The sequence below is a fragment of the Bacillus clarus genome (assembly GCF_000746925.1).
GTDB classification, from domain to species: domain Bacteria; phylum Bacillota; class Bacilli; order Bacillales; family Bacillaceae_G; genus Bacillus_A; species Bacillus_A clarus.
In genome coordinates this window covers 4,092,436-4,112,521 of record NZ_JMQC01000008.1, presented here as the reverse complement: position 1 = coordinate 4,112,521, position 20,086 = coordinate 4,092,436, and the positions used below count along the sequence as shown (strand labels likewise).

The following is a 20,086-nucleotide window of genomic DNA, read 5'->3' as shown; positions in this document are numbered from 1 at the left end:
ACTCCCCCGTTCTATTATATTTCATACCTTGGAGGGTGTACGTCCTATTTTCTTCTAAACAAGTTCTCTTATCCCCTCTAGATTTTTGGAGATTGTCTATTTTTAGATTGCTGTTCATACGCATATCCAATGTTGAAGAGTTCTTTTTCACCAAAGGGCTTGCCAACAAACACTACCCCTACCGGTTGACCATCAGAATCATATCCTGCCGGTACAGCTAATTCTGGATATCCAGCCACCGCTGAAAGAAGAACTTCATCGTTGTTAATCATGACAAGGGCATCTAAACCTTTTCCTTCTAAGTATCTATCTAGTTCTTTCTTGGCATTTTCCTGACTCGTTTGAGCTATTTTTTCAAACTCTTCTTTTGTTATAGTGGATTCCTCAGCGCCTTTTATTAAAGTTTGTCCATATTTCATTCGCCTTTTACCATCTTTTTCATTAAATGCTATTATTTCCTTCAATGACTTTACAGGCACATTTTTTTGCTTAGCAAGATAATTGTTTAAATTATGCTTAAAATCATATTCTAATATTGGTAAATTATCTACACCATCATGATTTAACTGAATTTCCTCCGTTAATATTGCCCCTGCATCTTGAAGGTCTCTCCTAATCTTTTCTGCTACAGCTTTTCTAGTTTCATCTTGTTGATTCACAGAAAACAGAACACCTATCTTTTTCCCTTTTAATCCATCTATCGATAAATCTTTCGTATAATCAATTCTTTCTTTATCCTTCATTTTTTCTGTTATAGTATCTTTCTCATCATAACCTATCATTGTATGTAATAACGTCGCTGTATCTTTTACAGTTCTAGCCATCGGTCCTGCTGTATCAAGCGTTTCAGCTAGTGGAATAATTCCGATTCTACTGACGAGTCCTAAAGTTGGACGCAATCCAACTATCGATTGCTGAACTGCTGGAGCAACAATAGACCCGGTTGTTTCTGTACCAATTGCAAGCGGTGCGAAATCTGCTGCTACTGCTGTAGCAGACCCTGAACTTGATCCTGCTGTATCGAACTTTAGCGGTCCATACGGGTTTACATTTTGCCCTTTTTTCCCACTGTAACCACTCGGCATTGTAAAAGATAAGTAATTCGCCCATTCTGACATATTTGCTTTCCCTAAAACAAATGCGCCTTCTTCTTTTAATTTTTTCACAACACTGGCATCTTCATCTGCGATCCAATCTTTCAATACATAAGTTCCTGCACTTGTTGGCATAACATTTGCTGTTTGTACATTATCTTTTACAATGACAGGAATTCCATATAAGTTCGATTTCTTATTCAACGCTCGCTCTTTATCCAAATTTCGTGCCTCTTCCATTGCTTGAGGGTTAACCTCTGTAACGGCGTTTAATGTAATTCCATTTTGATCATGTTCCTTTATGCGAAGAAGATAAACACTTGTTAATTCTTCATAGGAGAGTTTATGTTCATCTACCATGTTTTGAATTTCATCCACAGTTGCATTCACAACTTCTTTTTCTTTTTTCTTTACGTAGTCTATATCTATTCCTTTAAGCTGATTATGTATTGGTGCTAACACCCGTTCTTTATCATACACAATTCGTTCTGGTTCTTTAGGAAAATAAGTGTTATAGACATAATACCCTCCTACACATGCTAATAGGACGATTCCTCCAACGATAGACAACGTTATCTTTATCCATTTCCTCATGCTGTTTCCTCCTCTACAAGTTGCACAGTATATTTTCATATCGAAAAAAGAGAGTTATATTCTACTTAACTCTCCCTAAACAAAATGCTAAATGATAATCTAGACTATTTCAATCCGATCATTTCTTTTTTTGTATTTGCTTTGCTAATAATTCCTTCACTTGATTATACGTTAACCCTGAATTTCTATTTAAACGCTTCACTTCCTCAACATCAGTACCTACCACTGTATATTTTTTCTCTTCACTCATAGTTTCACTTCCCTTTTCACCGAATTATTTTTTATATTTCTTCCCTAAATGCACATAAATTAACACAAATACCAAAAAAGAAGCTGTTTCTAAAGCACAGCTTCCTTCTCATTACGTATTGTATTTCTTAATAAAATTTCACTACATCTTCAGTAGGTAAAAATGTTCTTTCTCCTGGCTGTTCATTTGGTTGACCAAATGGCATTTGTCCTACTAAGCTCCACTCTGCTGGAATGTTCCAAGTTTCTTTCACTTCAACATCTACGATTGGATTGTAATGTTGTAATGATGCTCCGATTCCTTCAGCAGATAATAGCATCCATACAGTATGTTGTAACATTGCATTTCCTTGATGAGACCAGAATGGGAACTGATCTTTATATAACGGTGCATTTTCTTGCATTTTTTCTACTGTTGCTTGATTTTCAAAGAATAGTACTGTTCCTACACCTTCACGGAAACCTTTTAATCTTTCTACTGTTGCTTCGAAGTTTTCTGCTGGCACGCGAGCTCTAAGCGTTTCTTTTACAATATCCCAAAACTTTTCGTGCTCTGCATCCATTAATACGACCATACGGCCACTTTGCATATTGAAAGATGTTGGTGCATGTAAAGCTGTTTTTAAAACTTCTTCAATTCTTTCTTTTGTAATTGTAGCATTTTTTGTTACTTTACGAATTGAACGACGGTTCATAATTGCTTCTTTTAAATTTGTTGTAGTTGCTGACATGATAATTCCTCCAAATATATGTTTTAGTATTTATTTAAACAAATCAATTTGATTCTTTAATGACAGATGGATTAGCAATATCCATCCGTATTACATTGCATACCTTCAAATGAATTTGTTTTATCCTTTTCGATTTCCTTATCAATTACTCGTTCTAACGTTTCTTTACTAGCAAGGCCTTGAATGACTTCATCTCCAATCATTACAGTTGGGACAGCCATAATATTCGCTTCATCATATGCATGTTGAATCGCTTCTTGATGTTTTTCTTTGTACTTACGAGTTACTAAAGCATCTTTAAATTCAGCTTCAGGAAGCCCTACTTCTACGGCTAATTTCGTTAATACATCAATATCTTCAATGTTTTGCTCTTCTTGGAAAAACGCAGTAAATACTCGGTGATGATACTCATTTCCAAGTCCACGCTCCTTCGCAAATTGGCATCCTTCAAAAGCTAAATGTGTATATGGATGCGGAGAAACACGTGGCAGACGCATTTCAACTCCTAATTTTTTTGCAGTAGGAAGAATGAAAGAATCCCATGAACCTAACTTATCTGGTTCGTTCCAAGGATCTATTTTAGAATATGGACTTGGACGCAATTCAAATGGCATCCATTCGATTTCTATATCTTTCTCCTTCGCTACTTCATCTAATGGACCTTTTGCTAAAAAGCAAAACGGACATATAAAATCTGAGTATACTTTCATTTTCACAGTCATATTATTTGCACCTTACCTTCTTTTTGTTTTCAGTTGTAACTAATTCGGTTACAATTTTAAGAAAAAAATATGCATTCTCTTTTAGAGACTTGCAATTATCATTTTATGCATTCATTTTTTGTTGTAAAGATTCAAATAACTGCCCCATCGTAATATTTCTCAAAACCTCTTCCATCGCCGATTGCGCCTGAACTAAAATAACCTCTAAAACTGCTTGAATATTCGCCCCGATTGGACAGTCTGGATTCGGTTTCTCGTGAATGTGAAACAATTTATCTTCCTCAACTACATTCACAGCCTGATACACATCTAATAATGTGATTTCATTTAAATCTTTTAATAACCCTGCGCCGCCTGGACCGCGTTTGACATAAACAAACTCGGATTGTTTCAAGTAGGACGTTATTTTTCGAATTACAACCGGATTTGTATTTACACTTTCAGCCATATATTCCGAAGTACAAACTGAAGATGGATTGTTTTTCAAAATAGATAAAATATGAACAGCTATAGAAAAGCGGCTACTAATTTTCATTGTGATCACCACCCGATGTAATCATTATAGTTACAACAAAAGAATAAGTCAATCCTTTTTATAGATTTTTTTTTAAGCAAAATAAAAAGGTGTCTCATTGCGATATATGAGACACCCGTTCTTATTCTGCAAACAACTCTTGAAACTCTTCAATAAATAACTGAACAGCGAGTGAAGATTCCTTTAATGAAGGAACAGCTAAAGCAATCTCTCTCCACACTTGCGGCTCCAATTCTCGCGTTTGCACGTTCTTTGGTAAATTCGTCAAAGATAATTCAGCTAATATCGCCAGGCCCAATCCTTCTTGAATCATGTTTAAAGATGTTGTAACAGTCGAAACTGCATACTCAACCCGAAGTGGTACGTTTGCCTGCTTAAACATATCAATAATTGGAGGTTCATACCCTCCCTTAAATAAAATAATTGGTTCATTCTCTAAATCACTTATTGTAATAGATTTCTTCTTACAAAGAGGATGATCCTCTCTTAAGACAACGACCATTTTCCCCTTCGTTAATGGTACAATCTCCATCTCTTTATTAGGCAAAATAACAATCCCAACATCAATTACACGTGATAATAACCAATCTTCTACTTCTTTAAGCGCTCCCTCACAAAGAACTACTTCTAAATTCGGATACTTTTCACGAAAGATATTAATCATTTTAGGTAAGAAATAGGCTGAAGCACTCGGAAAACTCCCAATTCGAATCGTTCCAATTTCATGCCCCTTCTCCATTGCAACTTCCTGCTCTATCTTCTCTATACCATTTATAACTTCTCTAATATGTACAAGAATTCGTTCTCCCACGTCTGTAAGGATTAGCCCTTTTCTTTTGTCACGTATGATAAGGGTAACACCCAATTCTGATTCGATACTTGCAACCGCATGACTTACAGCTGGTTGTGTCATATTGAGTATTTGAGCAGCCTTCGTAAAACTTCCTAATTCAACTGTTTTAATTAAAACTTGAAGTTGTGTGATGGTCATAACTAATTACTTATACTCCTTATAAAAAAGATTCATTTTATTTATCATAATCGATATCATATCATAGTGAAATGGAATACAACAAGGAGGGTCTTACAGTGACACAACTTTCTCGAACTAAAGCGACCATAATCCTCTCCTTTCTCGTTCTTATGTGGGGGATTAATTGGCCTTTATCTAAATTCGCTCTGCATTACACACCACCTGTACTTTTTGCAGGGATTAGAACATTAATAGGAGGATTCATTTTACTTATTTTCGCATTACCTAAATATAAAGAATTACATTTAAAAGAAACTTGGCATTTATACATTATTTCTTCTTTACTTAACATCATCATATTTTATGGATTACAAACTGTAGGTCTTCAATATATGCCTGCTGGATTATTTTCCGCTATTGTTTTTCTACAACCCGTTTTACTCGGTATTTTCTCTTGGATTTGGCTTGAAGAATCCATGTATGGCTTGAAAATTTTCGGTCTTATTCTTGGATTTGTAGGCGTAGCGGTTATTAGCTCTAGTAGCTTAACTGGACATATTTCTATCGTTGGTATTCTTCTCGCTTTAGGCTGTGCGATCGGATGGGCACTCGGCACAGTATTCATTAAGAAAACTGGAAATCGCGTCAACGCCATTTGGATGGTAACACTTCAGCTTCTTATTGGTGGCTTATGCTTAATCGGATTCGGTTCAGAGTTTGAAAGCTGGTCTAGCATCGCTTGGAGCATACCTTTTGTAAGTGTACTACTATTTATTTCATTCTTTGTTATTGCAATGGGCTGGCTCGCTTACTTCACACTTGTCGGAGCTGGGGAAGCAAGTAAAGTTGGAGCTTATACGTTCCTTATCCCCCTTATCGCCATTATTGTTAGTTCTATTTTCTTACATGAGGCCATTACAATTAGCTTATTCATCGGACTTTTATTTATTGTCGTAAGCATTTGTTTTGTAAATATAAAACCGAAAGCACTGGCTGTAAGGCAACAAGTTGAACTTAAATAAACAGACGTAAGAAAGAGCCTACTGTTTGTAGGCTCTTTCTTACATCTTATTTTTTACGACGCACTACAAAAATACATGTCCCCACTGACGAAACAATCGCTAAAATAGATAAAATAATTGCTACTGTTTGCATATTGCTTGTACCTTCATTCGTTTTCACACTAGATACTTCTCCATGTTCTCCTGTTAATGATGTACCTTTTGTAATCGTAGTAAGTGAATGAGGTTTCTCTGCTTTCTCATCGCCTGTCCATTCAACAATCTCTCCATTTTTATATTGTTGATATGCATCCCATGCTATTTTTTGCTCTTTATCTGGATTTTTAGCAACGAAAGTAAATTGCTGAAACTGACCAGGTAAAATTCCTTCGCCAGCTGCTTCCCATATAACAGATTTAACTTTCCCGGCTGCATCTTTTTGTTCGTCAACTTTCCATCCTGGTACTGGTTCATACTGTTGAAATTCGACTCCCGTCGGTATTTTCAGTGTAACTTTTGTTGTTGCCATATTCTTTTCAACAGGTACCTTTATTATGTAAGTCTCCCAAGAACTAACGCCAGAAGTTGTTGGTTTTACAGTTACGTGAGCACTAACCGGTAACGAAAAAAGACTCATTGCAATTATTGTTGCTATCATTGTTGTTCCCAATTTTTTTATGCGTTTCATTTTCTTATAACTCCTTTTTGATTATCTATAAGTAGCAGTTCCTAGCGGCCACCCACGATAAATTTAAAGTCTATATCAAAGCTATCAAGAGACTTTGTTAATCCATGAACATGTATATTCCAGTTACCTGTCATATTAATATACATCCCTTCCGCTTCATATTCTCCTGGTGAAACTGCCGAAACTTTAAATGATCCTTTCCCCATATTCATATCTAATGATTGAGTGGTCAGCACAATTTGTTCCATGTTGGTAACAGGCTGTCCATCCTCATCCTTTACATTAATATGGAATATATTTTGTCCCACCTTATTAGGACTTACATGTAGAGTAAGTTCATATCCATTATCTAGTTGTTTACTTTCTGTAAAAGGTCCAGTAGGAGGCATCGGCGGTGTTTGTACATTTGTCATAAAGGCTACGATTATGAAAACGATAATCCCAACGACAAACCCTACTTTCACCGTTACCCCTAACTTTTTCTGAGCTCTCATTCTCCCTTTCACATAATGAAGAATTCCCAATATCCCCATACAAACGAATAAAAGCATCTTTATTAATAAGGCCAATCCATACTTCGTATCAAATAACGAATGGATTGTCGGAATAAAAAATGTACTATTAAAAAGACCTGTGATTAATATCACAATGACAGCACCTATTGCCCATGGTGAAAAACGCCTAATTGCATCCCAATACATAGTCCACTTGTCATCCTCTTTACGTAAAAGAAGAATAATCGATGAAAGCCCGCCAATCCATAGTGAAGCTGCAAATAAATGTAGAAAATCCATAACGACAGCAATATCTTTATACTTTAAACCATATGCGTGGCTATTTATGGCTTTCATTATAAGTAAACCAATAAACAATACCATTGGAATTGTCCATACTTTAAAAGATGAAAGTTTTTCACGCCTCATCGCAAAATATGTAACAATCATGAGTGTACTAATCAGTGCAATTTGAGTTATCCATACATAACCAAAAACAGATAGCTGTAATGTTTCTTTTAATAATAAAGGATCGAACGCTTCTAGCCATGAAACATCAGCATTCATTTTCGCTTGCAATGGTAGATTGAATAGTAAACTAATGAATATACCAAATAATGATATCCATATTATTTTCTTACTCCTCGACTGAACTTGACTTGCACTTCCTTTATTAATGATAAGATTAAAAAATAGAACACCTATAAATAGAGAAAAACTTGTATATAAAATTCCGCGTTCCACAATCATATCGATTTGAGGAACATAGCCCATCTCTTTTACTTGTATTTCGTCTGTTCCCGCTTCTGCTGACCCAATACAGAATGGAATAACTCCTTGAATTGGATGTCCATCAGCTGAAATAGCTTTCCACTGAATAGAATACAGACCATTTTTGAGATTCTCTTTCAACCCAGCTTCTAATAATTTTTTATTACTTTTATCTATGTGAGCATCTTTTAAATCTACTCTTTTACCTGAGGTATCTCTTACAAACAATGTATTAAAACTTGAAACTTGTATGTCCTCATCAAATTCAATTTTCACAACAGATGGTGCTTTCTTTAACGTTTCATTTTCAGTAGGGTTTGATTTCACAACATACGCATGAGCAGATGCGCTTTTTGGTATCAATATGATACACACACACGCTATTAGCAACCATGCCCCTAACCTTCTCATTACTTTCACACTCATTTCACTTCTTTCTTTTCATCACTATACTTTGATTACATATACTACCTAAACTTTATTCTCCCTTTAAGAATTTAACCTCATTAAATACAAGACACCCTATAGCATGATACTCCAGCTACCTCTTACTTTTAAACTTACAATACATTAGTAACTACTGACAAAATTACAACTTACATTTTTAAAGCTGATTATCATTATAGCATAAAATATATTCCAATAATTTTTTAAAGGAGAAAAGATATCGTGAATCATTTGTGAAAAAAATGTGAAATCCATTCTCATACAGTACAATGACTAATGTAAAAAAGGTGTTACGCTAATACGTAACACCCTTTTCTCGAGATTAATATCCCTTTATTTTTCTTCTGGATAATCGCAATACTCAATAATCGTCCCTTCTGTATCTGCTGGGTTAAGGTAAATTAACCTTCTACCATGCTTATTCATACGAAGTGTATGCTCTAACGTTCGAATTCCTTGACGTTCTAGCTCTTCTAAAGCTTGATCTAAATCATCTACACGATACGCAACGTGATGGACACCTTTACCTTTTTGCTTTATAAATCGTGCTATTGGAGATGTTGTATTATTCGTCGGCGCAAGTAATTCAATTCTATCACCATCTACTTCAAGAATGGCTACTTCACTTTCTACACCTGGTGCCTCACTTACGTATCGATCTATTAAAGTTCCTAATAAAATTTTTTCATAAAAACGTATCGTACTATCTATATCACGAACTGCGATACCTATATGATCAATTGTTTTTTTCATTTTATTTCCCCTACTATGTTTAGTTTTTTCTATCCTTATCAATAGTAACAAAAAAAGTTATAGAAACAAGTTCTATAACTTTTTCAATTAACCTATTTTCTTATTTGCTCTAGCTGCTGGTTGAACTTGATTTTTCACTTTTAAAACGCTAATACCATACCCGATAAATCCACCAATAATCGCTGGGAAGATCCACCCTAAACCCACTTCCTGCATCGGAAGGAATTTAGTGAACACTCGGCTTACTACTTCAATGTTAACTCCAGCTGCATTTAATCCATCAAATAAGCTGATGATAAATGTTACGATTAAGCTCACTTGATAAACTTCAGCTCTTCCTTTGAATAATGAATGGAAGAATGTTAAGAAAATCAACACGATTGCTAGTGGATAAATTGCTGTTAATACTGGAACAGAAACTGCGATTAATTGTGTTAATCCAACATTTGCAACAATAGCACTAAACACACATAGCGTGATTGCAATTACTTTGTAAGGAACTTGTGGGAATAACTTATGGAAAAATGAAGAACATGCTGATACAAGTCCAACGCTAGTTGTTAAACAAGCAACGGTAATCATTAATCCTAATAATACTCCGCCATATGATCCGAAATAGTAATTAGAAACTTTCGCTAATACTTCTCCGCCATTCTCTAAATGCCCAAGCTTCGCAACACTTGAAGCTCCCATATAAGAAAGTGCTGTATAAATAATTGCTAAGATAGATGCTGCGATGATTGTCGCTTTTGCACAAACGACCATAATTTGTTTGTTCGTTTTCGCACCTTTTTCTTTAATTGCATTAATGATGATGATCCCGAATACGAACGATGCGAGCGTATCCATTGTTAAGTATCCTTCTTGGAACCCTTTGAAGAAGGCATTTGATGTATAAGCTTCAACTGGCGCTTGCATATCTCCAATCGGATGAATAAAAGCAACGATTACTAAAATACCAATGAATGTTAATTTAATTGGCGTTAATATTTTTCCAACAATATCGACAATTTTCGCGGGATTTAGCGAAAAAAAACAAGTAATGCTAAAGAATATAATTGTAAAAAGAATTAAAGGTGTAGAACCTAATCCTTCTGGCATAAAAGGCTTAAGACCAATTTCATAAGACACGTTCCCTGTTCTTGGTATTGCAAATAAAGGACCGATCGCTAAGTATAAAACTGTTGTAAACACAATCCCGAATACCGGGTGAGCGCGACTTGCTAATGACTGTAAATCGTCTTTACCTGAAATCCCAAATGCTAATACACCAAGTAACGGTAACCCTACTCCTGTAACTAAAAATCCAGCGTTAGCAATCCAAACATTCTCACCTGCCGATTGACCAAGCATAGCCGGGAAAATTAAATTTCCTGCTCCAAAAAATAATGCAAATAACATTAATCCAATAACTACTATGAACGAAAATGGTACTTTATTCGCCATAATATAACCCCCATTCAAAATCACTTATCTTATTTCCAATTTTAACTAATTGAATTTTCTGAATATTTAATTTAAGTATCAACTATTCTTGAACTCATTATAGTTTGATATATAATATTTTGCAATACTATTTTCAAACTTTTCTTTTATTTTATAAATATACATTTTTTAACATGGAAAATAGACTAAAAAACCAACATGGTCATCCATGTTGGTTTTTCTATTTACTGTTATAAATTAAAATTTCGCAGCTACTTTTTTAACATTTTCTAAACCTTCTTCAATAATTTGCTGCGAGCGATCTGGATATTGATTATGTCCTTCAATTACTACTGTCTCTGGATTTGTAATTCCCCAGAATCCAAGAACATTTGTAACGTAGTTAACAGCCATTTCCATAGGAGCCATTTGTTCAGAAGAGTAATCTGAACCGCGAGCACCTAATACCGCCACTTTTTTGCCACCAGCTAAACCTTCTGGACCATTTGCTGTATATTTGAATGTTTTACCAGCTTGAGAAAGGTAAGAGATATATGTGATTAACGGTGCTGGTACTGTAAAGTTCCACAACGGAAATGCAAATACAACTTTTTCAGCCTCTAAAAACTGATTTAAATATTGATCGACTGTAGCAACAGCCTTTTCTTCCTCTGCTGTTAATTCTAGCCCTTGGCTACGCTTATATCCACCTGTAATAGCGATATTCCCGTAGTATGGAAGGTCTAATTCAAATAAATCTAACTCAGCAATTTCTGTATTAGGATTTGCTTCCTTATAAGTACTTACAAATGTTTCATACATTTTTGAACTAATTGCTTGTTCTGCAGGACGATCGTTTGCTTTAATAAATAGTACTTTTGACATTGTTTTATTCTCCTCTACTCTTTCATTTTCTTGTTTCTTTCCAAATAATGAGCTAAATAACCCCATTCTCTTCACCTATACTTTCTTTTCATATTCATTATTTATCAATTTTAAAAAGCTTATTCTGCGAAAAATTGCGCCAACCTTAACTAAATTTCTTTTGTTGCATCGCATTCGATATGTTTTGGAAAAGAGCAATCCTCGATAATAACTTTTTATTATTTAATTACTTTATGTAAGTTATTATATTAAAGTTACTTACTTTAGTCAAGTGACTTTAATAAAAAATATAAAAAACCTTCAAATTAAAAAGACCTATAAAAGTAGGTCTTGATAAATTTTAATACTATATTAAATTATGTTTCTATTAAAAACCTTCACTTCTCCTAACCTGTATGGAGGTTTCAATAATCATATCCAATAGCTTGCCATAGGTGATTCCCGCCGCATGAGCGCTTTTTGGCAGTAAGCTATTTTTTGTCATCCCCGGCAATGTATTAACCTCCATGACATATGGGGTTCCATCCTTTACAATCATATCAATTCTGGCATAAACACTGCATTTTAATACTTTATAGCATGCCATTGCAGCCTCGGAGACACGTTCATGTATTGCAACAGGAAGTTCTACAACTTCTTCAATCGTAGTGGCATTATCGTATTTCGCATTATAGTCAAAAAACTCAGCCGTATGTTGAATCGAAATAATTGGTAAAAGCTTTCCGTCAAAAATAGAACACGTAACTTCTTCGCCCTTTATATACTTTTCAATAACTATTTCAGAATCCCACTCGAATACATCCACAAGTGAGGATAATAAAGAATCCTTATCGTATACTATTTTTACTCCCACACTGGAACCACCCGAATTTGGTTTTACCACTAACGGATATCCCATTTTTTCTAATTCATCCAACTGAAGCTCTTCCATATTCGAAAGATGAATCCAATCCGGTGTTTGAATGCCTTCATAACGAATAATTTTTTTCGAAATGTTTTTATCCATACTCATACCGCTTGATAGCATGCCACTTCCGGTATATGGAACGCCGAGGGTTTCCAGTGTACCTTGAATCGTGCCATCCTCCCCGTATTTTCCATGAAGCGCTAACAAAGCAATATCAAGATTTCTTGCCTTTTCAACAAGCTCTTTTTTATCATTTAGTTTAATAGGCACAACCTCATACTTACTCTTATCCAAATGTGCGATCATTTCTTCCCCTGTCATAAGGGACACTTGTTTTTCGGAGGACACTCCTCCCATAATAACGCCTACTCTCATTTTTCCAACTCCCAATTTTCGTTTTTCAAGGTATCACCAATTATCCTAATTCCATGGACAATATCTTCTTCTTTTAACCGGGAAAACCCTAAGCGAAACGTATTACTTCCCCCTCCACCCGTAAAAAAAACATCCCCAGGAGAAAAAACAACTCCCTTTTGATAGCATTTTTTCAAAAGTGTACGCGAATTTATTTCTTTTTCTAACTCTATAAAAAGATGAAGTCCGCCATCCCCAGTCATTCTTTTAAAAGGAATGTGCTGATTGCATGCCTGAATGGCTAATTCATATTTTTTCTTATATACTGACTTAGCCTTTTTTAAATATTTTTCAAAATACCCCTCGTGTAAATATTGAAAAAGAACAGCTTGATCTAACGTAGATGTGTGGATAGTCCTTGCTCTTTTCATACTTTCTAGATAGTGAATCAATTCCTTATCTGCTAAAATCCATCCTACGCGTAAACCAGGGAAGAGAACCTTTGAAAAGCTACTAATATAGATCACATTGTTACCAGCTCCGGCAAAAGTCAATAATGGTGCTAAATGCGAACCTGAATAGCGTAATTCCTCGTTAAATCCATCCTCCACAATAGGAATCTTATATTTTGAAAATAATCTCATAATATCAGTTCTTTTTTCAGATGATGTAACAATCCCAGTCGGATTATGATAAGAGGGTATTAAATATGCAAAATCAAAATCCGTTTCAGATAAACTTTGCTCGACTTTGCGAATATCGATGCCGTCATCTTCCATATTTATTCCGTGAACTTCAAGTCCATGTAATCGAAAAAGCTTCAATGCGGCATGATGGGTAGGATTTTCGCAAATAATACGTCCGGATTTTTTAGCTAAGGAAGACAATAAAATATCTAGACCCTCGGTGAAGCCATTAGTGATAAGAATATCCTTATTAGAAATATCTACTCCTTTCATTTCCATATAGTGAAGAAGATAATCAATTAGGGGTTTATACCCTTTTGCATATCCGTAGTTCAAAACGATATCTCCTTCAATAGACATCCGGGTCAAAAAAGCCCTTTTAAAATTTTCGACATCAAAAAGCTTTTCGTCTGGTGCAATGCTATTGAATGAAATCATGCCTTTTTCCCAACGAACACCGTGCTTCATTAAATCTAATTCATCAGCTAGCAAGCTAAATTCATTAAGCTTTTCTTTCCATTTTAGTTCGACCGATGGAGTTTTGGATGTTTCGACTTTCCCTACAAAATTTCCTTTTCCCTTTATTGCATATATTAAACCTTCTTGTTCTAAATCCGCGTAAGCAGTGAGAACGGTCGTTCTGCTGACCGATAATAATTTACTAAGTTCTCGGGTAGATGGGAGCTTCTGTTGCTCCAACAGGTGTCCTTTCATAATCATTTTTTTCAAATGATCCTTTAATTGAATATAAACAGGACGATCATCCATAAGCTTAAAATCATTAAACACTTCCTTGCCCCCTTGCTATCATTTTTGCATAACTATATCTCTCCGAAAAGGTCCACCACATATGTATTTTCTTTAACCAGCGGTATGGTTTTAGGTACCATTCATACAACTTTGATATCAATAACGTGGTAAGTTTAAATTCCCTTCACCCTCTTATCCAATAATAATTAAGGTTCTGTTGCAATATGCTATATATCCAAACTACAAAAAAGTCTGGTTAAAACCTATTTAGAATCCTATAATCAAAAAGAAGCAAAACAGTACAACTTTATTTCAAACTTACAACATTTCTAAATAGAAAGGATTTATTCATGAGTACTTTAGAAAAAATTCAAACATTTATCATTCTTCTAGCAGTCGCCTTCGGCATTATATTAGGTCAATTCAATATGATTCATATGTATTCAGAAAAATTGATTGTTCCCTTCTTATTTTTAATGCTTTACGGATTATTTCTCAGCATTCCATTAAAAGATATAAAAAATGGATTTCGTAATTTGAAATTTGCAGGAACAAGCCTAGGTATTAACTTTATATGGACACCACTGCTCGCTTGGGGATTAGGTGCGTTATTTCTTTCAGATTATCCAGCACTTTGGATTGGATTTATTATGTTAATGGTTACTCCATGTACAGACTGGTATTTAATTTTCACGGAGATTGCGAAAGGTAACGTAGCTCTATCTACATCCATTCTACCTGTAAATTTAATTTTACAAGTATTATTGCTTCCTGTTTATTTATTTTTATTTGCAGGTGTAATGAAGGCTATTGAAGTTTCCGTTTTATTAGAGAGCATCGTTATCGTACTTGTCTTACCATTTTTGCTAGCACACGGCACAAAATTCATTATGAATAAAATGAAAAAGACTGATGCATTAGAGAATAAGCTCATTCCATTTTTCAGTTCTGCTCAAATTGTATTTTTAAGCTTAGCAATACTAGCGATGTTTGCATCACAAGGTAAGTATTTATTAAAAAATATGAATGTTGTTCTATTATTACTTATCCCTGTATTACTATTCTTCATCGTTAACTTTATACTTGGGCAATTTGTAGGACGTATTATGCATTTATCTTATGAAGATACAGTAAGCCTTAGCTTAACAACATTAGCTAGAAATTCGCCTGTCGCTCTTGCAATTGCTGTAACAGCTTTTCCGAATGAACCTCTTATCGCACTCGCATTAGTAATTGGACCATTAATTGAACTTCCTGTACTTGCGAGTGTTTCGCAAGTATTGTTACTTATCAAGAAAAAACAGCGAGTGGCGGAAGTATAACATATATTTACAAATAGAAAAGTTCTTTGCTAATTTTTTTTCGTTTTTAGAGACATTAATTTCATGTTTGATGGACATGAAGGCCCCCCACATCGACATCAAACATGAAATTAATATGCTAAACGATGTTTCACTTACATGCAGGAATTATACATTTACCAAATAACCCCAAAGACGAAGGCACTTTATGATGTTCTAATCCACCAAAATTCATTACTGCCATAAAATTCGTAACCCCTATTTTTCTGTAGGATTGAATTTGTTTGATAACGTCATCAGGACTTCCTACGAGATATTCGTCCCATTCGGAGTACTCATAAATAATTGATAATGACAATAACATCTAACACGCCTTCACCCCTCACACCTATTTTTCATATGTTTTCGTTTATTATGACATTCCCTTTTACACATCAAGGCGATTTTATCCAAAATTTCATGAAATACATTATGTAAGAATCCTATTGCTCCTTATCTCTTCAAAACTAAAAATAGAATAAAATATATTTTTTTCAGACTTTTTTTAAATTATTTTGACACACATATTAGTCAGTGCTAATATGAATGCTAAATAAACATATTAGTAATGACTAATACGATTGGAGTGAATACAATTGTGCAATCCAAATGATTTAGATATAAAAGCCAAATTTATTCGAGGATTTGCTGATAAAACAAGGCTTCAGATTCTTCAATGTATGATGGATGGCGAAAAAACGGTATCTGAAATTGTAGAAATTATCAAAGGAAACCAATCAAATACCTCCCAACACCTGAACTGTTTGAAGGGATGTGGCATTATTCTTGGAAGACAAGAGGGAAAGTACGTTTACTATTCTTTACGAAATGCACAAATTAAACAATTACTCACAATGTTTGATGTTGTATTTCATGAAGTACAGAACGAAGTAGCATCATGTGATAAAAACGATGCATGCTTATCTCAAAAGGGAGAGAATTGTCATGACAGATAAGAAAGAACAAAAAGCAAGTTGCTGTCACACTCATTCTCCCAGTGACTCTTCATCAGCTCCTACTAAAGAAGAAATAAAAAAGGTAAATTCATCATGTTGCTCTTCTAAAAAGAAGATTCCCATTGTTCCAGTTACTACAAAGGATGCTTCAAACTGTAGTAGTAATACTGATAATGTGAAAACAGAAACAGCAAAGGAAACATCATCATGTTGCTCCTCAAAAAAAGAGATTCCGATTGTTCCCGTTGTTAAGAAGACTTCCTGCTGCAGTAATAACACCGATCCTGCGAAAACAGAAAACGAATCTTCTGGTTCTTGTTGTGGACCCAAACCAGAAAAGGTATCTTCATGCTGTTCTTCTGCATTCGCCATACAAAAAGAAGAAGTGACATCAAAATCTTCTTGCTGTAGTGATAGCTCAAGTGAAGACACGTCACCTCATCTTGATACTCCGAAAATAAAAGGTGATGACGTACAAACATATGTAGTTAATGGCATGGACTGCGGAGCTTGTGCCTTAACAATCGAAAAACATTTACAAAATGTTTCTGGCGTAGAGGAAGTTCGAGTTAACTTCGCTACAGGAAAAATGCAAATTCGTCATAACCGAAATGTAGAGGAAATTATAAAAGAAGTATCTAACGCAGGTTTTGAAGCCTCTTTAGCAGGAGCACGTAGAAATGCAACACCTGTATCAAAATCCAAAAATACAACTTTGATTCTCTCAGGGTTATTTTTAGCTTTAGGATTTTTGGGAGGTTTTACAAACACACCACCTCTTCTTATTACCCTTCTCTATGCAGCGAGCATTCTAATTGGTGGCTATAAACCTGCCAAAAGTGCCTTTTATGCAATAAGAAGTAAAGCACTGGATATGAATGTTCTCATGATATCTGCTGCTATTGGCGCTGCTCTAATTGGTCAATGGCTAGAAGGTGCAACCGTTGTTTGGTTATTTGCATTAGGAGCAACTTTACAAAACAAATCTATTGAACGTACACGAGAATCAATTCGTGGATTAATTGATTTAGCACCCTCAGAAGCATGGGTGCAAATTGGAACTGAACTTATAAAAAAATCTGTAGATGATATTACGGTGAATACAACTATCGTTGTGAAACCTGGTGAAAAAATCCCATTAGACGGCAAAGTTATAGGCGGAACTTCTACTGTAAACCAAGCACCTATTACTGGTGAATCTATCCCAATTGATAAACAAATTGGTGATTCTGTATATGCAGGAACAATTAATGAAGAAGGATCTCTTGAAATTACAGTAACTAACCTCGTTGAGGATACTACATTATCTCGAATTATTCACCTTGTGGAGGAAGCACAAGAAAAGAAAGCACCAACAGAAGCATTTGTGGATCGTTTCGCAAAACTCTATACACCTATCGTTTTTGTATTGGCAATTGGCGTCATGATTATTCCACCCCTTCTTAGTATGGGTTCATGGATGGATTGGATTTATAAAGGACTGGAATTGCTTGTTGTCGCATGTCCTTGTGCTTTGGTTATTTCAACTCCTGTTGCAATTGTATCTGCAATTGGAAATGCAGCAAGAAACGGTGTACTCATTAAAGGTGGTACGGCTCTAGAAATTGCGGGTTCATTAAATGCTATTGCATTTGATAAAACAGGTACATTGACCGAAGGAAAACCAAAGGTCATGCATATACGAAGCTTAGATTGTACCGAAAACGAGTTTTTATCAATTGCAGCGACAATCGAAGAATACTCCAATCATCCAATTGCAAAAGCAATTACAACATATGCGAAAGAGCATCAAATCCCTATCAAAAAGGGAACTGACTTCCGTACAATTGTAGGAAAAGGTGCGCAAGTAACAATAGATGAAGAAACATACTATGCTGGAAATGCAGCCTTATATAAAGATGTTAGAGCTTCTCTTCAGATGTGGAATGAGCCAATTCGAGAGATGCAAAGAATTGGTCAAACAGTGATACTCGTCGGAACTAGCAAAGTCATTTTAGGAATTATTTCGGTAGCAGATTCCATTCGTCCGACTACTTATGAAACAATTCAAGAATTAAAACGAGCAGGTATTCAAGAAACTGTTATGCTAACAGGAGACAATGAAGGAACGGCTGAGCACATTGCACAGAAAGCCAAAGTAGATCTTTATTTCGCTAACTTACTTCCAGAAGATAAAGTTCATTCTGTAAAACACCTTCAATCTGAAGGAAAAACCGTAGCTATGATTGGGGACGGTATTAATGATGCCCCTGCCCTTGCTACCGCTAACCTTGGAATTGCTATGGGCGGTGCAGGGACTGATACAGCAATGGAAACGGCAGATATTGTATTAATGGCAGACAATCTTGAAAAACTTCCTTATACAATGAAACTAAGTCGTAAAGCATTGCACATAATCAAACAAAATATCTGGTTCTCATTGATTATTAAATTTATTGCCCTTGCCTTTATCTTCCCAGGTTGGCTTACTCTTTGGATTGCTGTACTAAGTGATACAGGAGCTGCACTTATTGTAATACTTAACAGTATGCGCTTATTACGAAACAAATAATAAGATACAGAGCTACCTAGTAGCTCTGTATCTTAAATACAAATTGAAAGGGTATACATATGAAAAAAATGAGTTTAAGTGGATTGCTTATGCTAATTTTCGTAATTACGACCTTAGGAGCATGTAGTGATAATAAACTAAGAGATTCACTAAATTGGGCTGTAGAGAAGTTTTCATTTACAGATCAGAATGGAAAAAAATTCGGTTCATCTGAGTTAAAAGAAAAAGTTTGGGTAGCTGATTTTATCTTTACAAGCTGCCAAACAGTTTGCCCACCTATGACAGCCAATATGGCAAAACTTCAGAAAATGTTACATACAGAAGGAATTAAAGATGTAGAATTTGTATCATTTAGTGTAGATCCTGAAGTAGACACACCTGAAAAAATAACAGAGTTCATGAAAGTCTATGAAATGGATGCAACTAGCACTCATTTCCTCACAGGATATACACGACCAGAAATTGAAAAATTTTCTAAAAATAACTTTCAAGCGCTTGTAGCCAAACCAGAAAACAATACACAGGTTATACATGGAACGAGCTTTTATCTGGTAGACAAAAGTGGAAAAGTTGTGAAGAAATATTCAGGTCTTCAAAACACACCATATGAGGATATCATCCGAGATATTAAACGAATTCAATGAATATAGAAGTTTCTTATTTGTGTTCCTATTAAATTCTAAAAATTCGAGGTGTTTACATAAAGAAAAAGTTGCCATAAATAAAGTTATAAAAGATTTACCTCCTATAGGAAAACAACCTACTTTAGGAAAAGAAGACGCACAAATCTCCGTTGTAGAGTTTGGCGACTATAAGTGTCCTGCCCGCAAAGCATGGGGCGAACGAATCTTCCCTCAACTCCAAAAAGATTATATTGATACAGGTAAAGTTAAATTTTCACCTTTATTTTTCTCAATTATTTTTGTTAAGCATTATATAAGTAAAAAGCTCAGTGATTTCCACTGAGCTTTTGTAATACACTTATGTATATAACCTTTGCATAGTTACTCATACACACTGACTAAACAATAGTAAACTGTTTAAACCTTTATTTCTTGTTAGCTGCTACTTCATTAAAATTGTATCCTAATCCCTCTTGCTATTGCTTTTACTTATTAAAATTTCAAAATCAATATCCGGATTTAAATTCCTAAAAATTCGAATTTTCCTTTATAAAACT

Annotated in this window: 18 protein-coding genes and 1 pseudogene; 6 read left to right on the top strand and 13 right to left on the bottom strand. The window is 35.0% G+C overall.

Annotation, left to right across the window (positions count from 1 at the left end; translation table 11 throughout):
* Positions 1-77 precede the first annotated feature (77 nt).
* From DJ93_RS21950 to DJ93_RS21925, 6 genes are all read right to left on the bottom strand, one after another.
* The gene (locus tag DJ93_RS21950; RefSeq protein ID WP_042983217.1) at positions 78-1,688 is read right to left on the bottom strand and encodes an amidase family protein; all 1,611 of its coding nucleotides are present in this window, start codon (positions 1,686-1,688) and stop codon (positions 78-80) included.
* Between the two features lie 118 nt (positions 1,689-1,806).
* Positions 1,807-1,938 (bottom strand): hypothetical protein, encoded by a 132-nt coding sequence (locus tag DJ93_RS34440; protein ID WP_042983216.1) that lies wholly within the window; start codon positions 1,936-1,938, stop codon positions 1,807-1,809.
* Positions 1,939-2,065: 127 nt separating this feature from the next.
* On the bottom strand, positions 2,066-2,668 hold the full coding sequence (locus DJ93_RS21940; RefSeq protein WP_042983215.1) for a nitroreductase family protein: 603 nt from the start codon (positions 2,666-2,668) through the stop codon (positions 2,066-2,068).
* Between the two features lie 71 nt (positions 2,669-2,739).
* Positions 2,740-3,390 carry a DsbA family oxidoreductase gene (locus tag DJ93_RS21935; protein WP_042983214.1) on the bottom strand — a complete coding sequence of 217 codons (651 nt, stop codon included), beginning with the start codon at positions 3,388-3,390 and terminating at the stop codon, positions 2,740-2,742.
* Between the two features lie 103 nt (positions 3,391-3,493).
* Positions 3,494-3,925 carry an Rrf2 family transcriptional regulator gene (locus tag DJ93_RS21930; RefSeq protein WP_042983213.1) on the bottom strand — a complete coding sequence of 144 codons (432 nt, stop codon included), beginning with the start codon at positions 3,923-3,925 and terminating at the stop codon, positions 3,494-3,496.
* Between the two features lie 121 nt (positions 3,926-4,046).
* On the bottom strand, positions 4,047-4,916 hold the full coding sequence (locus DJ93_RS21925; protein WP_042983211.1) for a LysR family transcriptional regulator: 870 nt from the start codon (positions 4,914-4,916) through the stop codon (positions 4,047-4,049).
* A 98-nt stretch (positions 4,917-5,014) separates the two neighbouring features.
* Here DJ93_RS21925 and DJ93_RS21920 point away from each other — a divergent pair, with 98 nt between their 5' ends.
* Entirely contained in the window at positions 5,015-5,920 is a 906-nt protein-coding gene (locus tag DJ93_RS21920) for a DMT family transporter (protein WP_042983210.1), read from the top strand.
* Between the two features lie 46 nt (positions 5,921-5,966).
* Here DJ93_RS21920 and DJ93_RS21915 read toward each other — a convergent pair whose 3' ends face one another.
* The 7 genes from DJ93_RS21915 to pdxR all read right to left on the bottom strand — a co-directional run bounded on the left by DJ93_RS21915 (position 5,967) and on the right by pdxR (position 14,098).
* On the bottom strand, positions 5,967-6,587 hold the full coding sequence (locus DJ93_RS21915) for a YcnI family copper-binding membrane protein (protein WP_042983209.1): 621 nt from the start codon (positions 6,585-6,587) through the stop codon (positions 5,967-5,969).
* Between the two features lie 41 nt (positions 6,588-6,628).
* Positions 6,629-8,278 carry a copper resistance CopC/CopD family protein gene (locus DJ93_RS21910; RefSeq protein ID WP_042983208.1) on the bottom strand — a complete coding sequence of 550 codons (1,650 nt, stop codon included), beginning with the start codon at positions 8,276-8,278 and terminating at the stop codon, positions 6,629-6,631.
* Positions 8,279-8,632: 354 nt separating this feature from the next.
* The gene (locus tag DJ93_RS21905) at positions 8,633-9,052 is read right to left on the bottom strand and encodes a VOC family protein (RefSeq protein WP_042983207.1); all 420 of its coding nucleotides are present in this window, start codon (positions 9,050-9,052) and stop codon (positions 8,633-8,635) included.
* 87 nt (positions 9,053-9,139) lie between these two features.
* Positions 9,140-10,498, bottom strand: a complete 1,359-nt coding sequence (gene brnQ, locus DJ93_RS21900) for a branched-chain amino acid transport system II carrier protein (RefSeq protein ID WP_042983206.1) — start codon at positions 10,496-10,498, stop codon at positions 9,140-9,142.
* 237 nt (positions 10,499-10,735) lie between these two features.
* Positions 10,736-11,428, bottom strand: a complete 693-nt coding sequence (locus tag DJ93_RS21895; protein WP_042983204.1) for an FMN-dependent NADH-azoreductase — start codon at positions 11,426-11,428, stop codon at positions 10,736-10,738.
* A gap of 301 nt (positions 11,429-11,729) precedes the next feature.
* On the bottom strand, positions 11,730-12,644 hold the full coding sequence (locus tag DJ93_RS21890; protein ID WP_042983203.1) for a D-alanine--D-alanine ligase: 915 nt from the start codon (positions 12,642-12,644) through the stop codon (positions 11,730-11,732).
* Positions 12,641-14,098, bottom strand: a complete 1,458-nt coding sequence (gene pdxR, locus DJ93_RS21885) for a MocR-like pyridoxine biosynthesis transcription factor PdxR (protein WP_042983202.1) — start codon at positions 14,096-14,098, stop codon at positions 12,641-12,643. The genes DJ93_RS21890 and pdxR overlap by 4 nt, the downstream gene beginning before the upstream one ends.
* Positions 14,099-14,409: 311 nt before the next feature.
* Here pdxR and DJ93_RS21880 point away from each other — a divergent pair, with 311 nt between their 5' ends.
* The 5 genes and pseudogenes from DJ93_RS21880 to DJ93_RS33860 all read left to right on the top strand — a co-directional run.
* On the top strand, positions 14,410-15,381 hold the full coding sequence (locus DJ93_RS21880; protein WP_042983201.1) for an arsenic resistance protein: 972 nt from the start codon (positions 14,410-14,412) through the stop codon (positions 15,379-15,381).
* Positions 15,382-15,995: 614 nt separating this feature from the next.
* Positions 15,996-16,355: an ArsR/SmtB family transcription factor gene (locus DJ93_RS21870; protein ID WP_042983198.1), complete on the top strand. Its 360-nt coding sequence runs from the start codon at positions 15,996-15,998 to the stop codon at positions 16,353-16,355.
* Positions 16,345-18,906: a heavy metal translocating P-type ATPase gene (locus DJ93_RS21865; RefSeq protein WP_042983197.1), complete on the top strand. Its 2,562-nt coding sequence runs from the start codon at positions 16,345-16,347 to the stop codon at positions 18,904-18,906. Before DJ93_RS21870 ends, DJ93_RS21865 begins: the two co-directional genes overlap by 11 nt.
* A gap of 59 nt (positions 18,907-18,965) precedes the next feature.
* On the top strand, positions 18,966-19,550 hold the full coding sequence (locus DJ93_RS21860) for an SCO family protein (RefSeq protein WP_042983196.1): 585 nt from the start codon (positions 18,966-18,968) through the stop codon (positions 19,548-19,550).
* Positions 19,551-19,569: 19 nt separating this feature from the next.
* Positions 19,570-19,860: pseudogene (locus tag DJ93_RS33860) on the top strand (thioredoxin domain-containing protein); the annotation flags it as partial.
* Between the last annotated feature and the right edge of the window lie 226 nt (positions 19,861-20,086).